Source organism: Nocardiopsis sp. JB363 (assembly GCF_900143625.1).
In the GTDB taxonomy this organism is placed as follows: domain Bacteria; phylum Actinomycetota; class Actinomycetes; order Streptosporangiales; family Streptosporangiaceae; genus Nocardiopsis.
This window is the reverse complement of the sequence record NZ_FRFF01000057.1, coordinates 1-2,400: the sequence shown is the minus strand read 5'-3', so window position 1 is coordinate 2,400 and position 2,400 is coordinate 1. Positions and strand designations below refer to the sequence as shown.

Below are 2,400 nucleotides of genomic sequence, written 5' to 3'. Positions count from 1 at the left end.
GTGGGGTCAGGGACCCAAAAGCCCTTCCGGGCCTTCGGCCCGCCGGGCTTCGCCCGGTCCGGCCGCAGCCGGCCGAATCCCTACCCGTCCGTCTCGTCTTCTCGTTGAGCGCGTCGCCACTATGTGACGGGTCGGGTCACGAAGGGCCCGCTACAGGTGCTCACAAGGTGGGCCGCGTCCCAGCGGTGGCCGGCTCCGGTGGGGGGAATGGCAGCCACGAAAAAAGGGTTGTGGATAACCCACAACAGGCGCCATTCCATGATAGGCATCCCAGCACCCTGGGAAAAGAAAGCAATATACCCGGAAGTAGGCCTGCCATTCTCTGTGGCATTGGCATATAATCGGAGTATGCGCTTCTTCGACACCCACACCGCTTCGACCGGGGCCACCCCGGTCGAGAAAGCGATGGCGGGTGTGCGCAAGCAGATCGAGGATATCTTCACCACCCCCATCCCGCCCGGCTGCGCGAAAAGCCGACTGGAACAATCGGTGGGATTGCACCGCGACATGGAGCGCTCCACCTACCTTCTGCTGGGCGACCTGGCCACCATGGAAGCCTCCGGGGACCTGCTCGAAGAGGGTGGCCAGAACACCATCAAGGCCTGGCTCACCCACAAGTGGGGCACCACCCCCGCCGAGGCCGGCAACCTGGCTACCCTGGCCCGGGCCGTGCACCGCCAGCAGCTGCCGTTGGTGGACGAGGCGTTTGGGGACAGCACCCTGTCGTTGGGTGAGGCGTGTGCGATCGCGACCTCCACCGACAAGGCTGTGACCGACTGGGCCAAGGTCCTGGACTCAGCCGATGAGGACTTCCGGGCGCAGCACCCCGACGTAGAGGGTTTCCGGGCCCGCCTGGAGTTCGGGCTGATCGCTTATAAGAAGGAATGCCCGAAGGCGTCGGTGCGGCAGTTGCGGGACGCGGCGAAATGGTTCGTCGCCCAACTGGACCCCGATAAAGCCGACCGGGACTACGACGAGACTTTCGACAACCGTGGCGCCCAATTCTCGCCCACCTTCGAAGGCGGATTCCTGCTCCGCATGTGGGGGCCGGGGGCAGACAATCAACTGATCCAGGCCGCCCTGGACGCCTACACCGAACCCTACGGTCCGGACAGTGCCGCCGTCCCGAAGCATCAGCGCACTTATGACGCGATGATGCGCATCTTCGAGACCGCCCTGGCCCACCGCAAGTGCGCGAAAGCGCCGAAGCCGGTGGTCACGTTGAACATCACCGTGCCCCTCAAGCGCTACCTCGGCGACCAAACCGCCGAACCCGCTGTCACCGAGGACGGGGTGGTCATCCCCGACCAGATGATCTCCCGCCTCACCCCCAAAAGCTGGCTGCGCAGGTTCCTGACCGACGCCGAAGGCAAAACCCTGCTCGACGTGGGCCAGAAGCACCGTTGCGCCCCCGACCCCGTACGCCAGGCGGCGGGCTACAAGGAGTTCCACTGCGAGTGGCACGAGGGCTGCGATATGCCGCGTAGTTGGTCGCAGTTCGACCACATCATCGCCTTCTCCCACGGCGGGGCCACGAGCTCGGACAACATGCAGCTGCTCTGCTCGACCCATAACCGGCTCAAGCACCGCCTTCAGGTGAAGGCGAACCAGCAGATCTGGGAACACCACCACACCCAGAACCGCCAGCAAGCTGAGACCGGCGGGGACGAGGGTGGTGAGGGTGACCCAGCACCAGCCACCGCCCTCTAACACCACGCACTTTGACCAGGCGAAAACCTCGCCCCGCTCCGCATGATCAAAACCCGGGACAGAACTCCCCGCTCCATCACCACACGAAAACACCCCCCGGTTGGGTGTCAGACCCCAAAGGCCATGCCTTGTGGGGATACAGCCATGCCCGCACACCGAACCCCCCACCCAGAGCCATATCCGGTGGCCAAGGTGGCTCCCATTGGGGGTCTCGCCAGCACATGCACCCCCGCACCGGTACTGGCGCACATGCCGGCACCGATACTGCTGCGGGTACCGGCACCGCACCGGTGCTGGGGAGTAATCGGACCGCCCTTGTCCGGTGAGGTGTCCCGACCCACAGAGCCGGCCACCGCTGGGACGCGCCCCACCACCCGCTCCACCTGTAGCGGGCCCTTCGTGACCGCACCCGTCACGTAGTGGCGACGCGCTCAACGACAACACCAGACGGCCGGGTAGGGATTCGGCCGGCTGCGGCCGGACCGGGCGAAGCCCGGCGGCCCGCTAGGGCCCGGGCCGAAGGCCCGGAAGGGCTTTTAGGTCCCTGACCCCACCTCCCCCTTCCCCGATAGCCGCCAACTGCCGTCGTAGCGAAGCGGGTCAAGGTGGAGCGCTCTCTCGGCGAAGCCGCCCCAGCGACGACCTTGACGCGCGTAGCGGAGACGGCCACAATCACGCGGCGGGGAAGGG

Annotated in this window: 1 protein-coding gene; it reads left to right on the top strand. The window is 66.1% G+C overall.

The features are described from left to right. The first annotated feature begins 348 nt into the window (after positions 1 to 348). Positions 349 to 1,710 (top strand): HNH endonuclease signature motif containing protein, encoded by a 1,362-nt coding sequence (locus BQ8420_RS09105; RefSeq protein ID WP_160049285.1) that lies wholly within the window; start codon positions 349 to 351, stop codon positions 1,708 to 1,710. Positions 1,711 to 2,400: the final 690 nt, after the last annotated feature.

Excerpts from the sequence above, each read along its gene's own strand:
- BQ8420_RS09105 (WP_160049285.1), top strand. The coding sequence starts at position 349 with ATGCGCTTCTTCGACACCCACACCGCTTCGACCGGGGCCACCCCGGTC.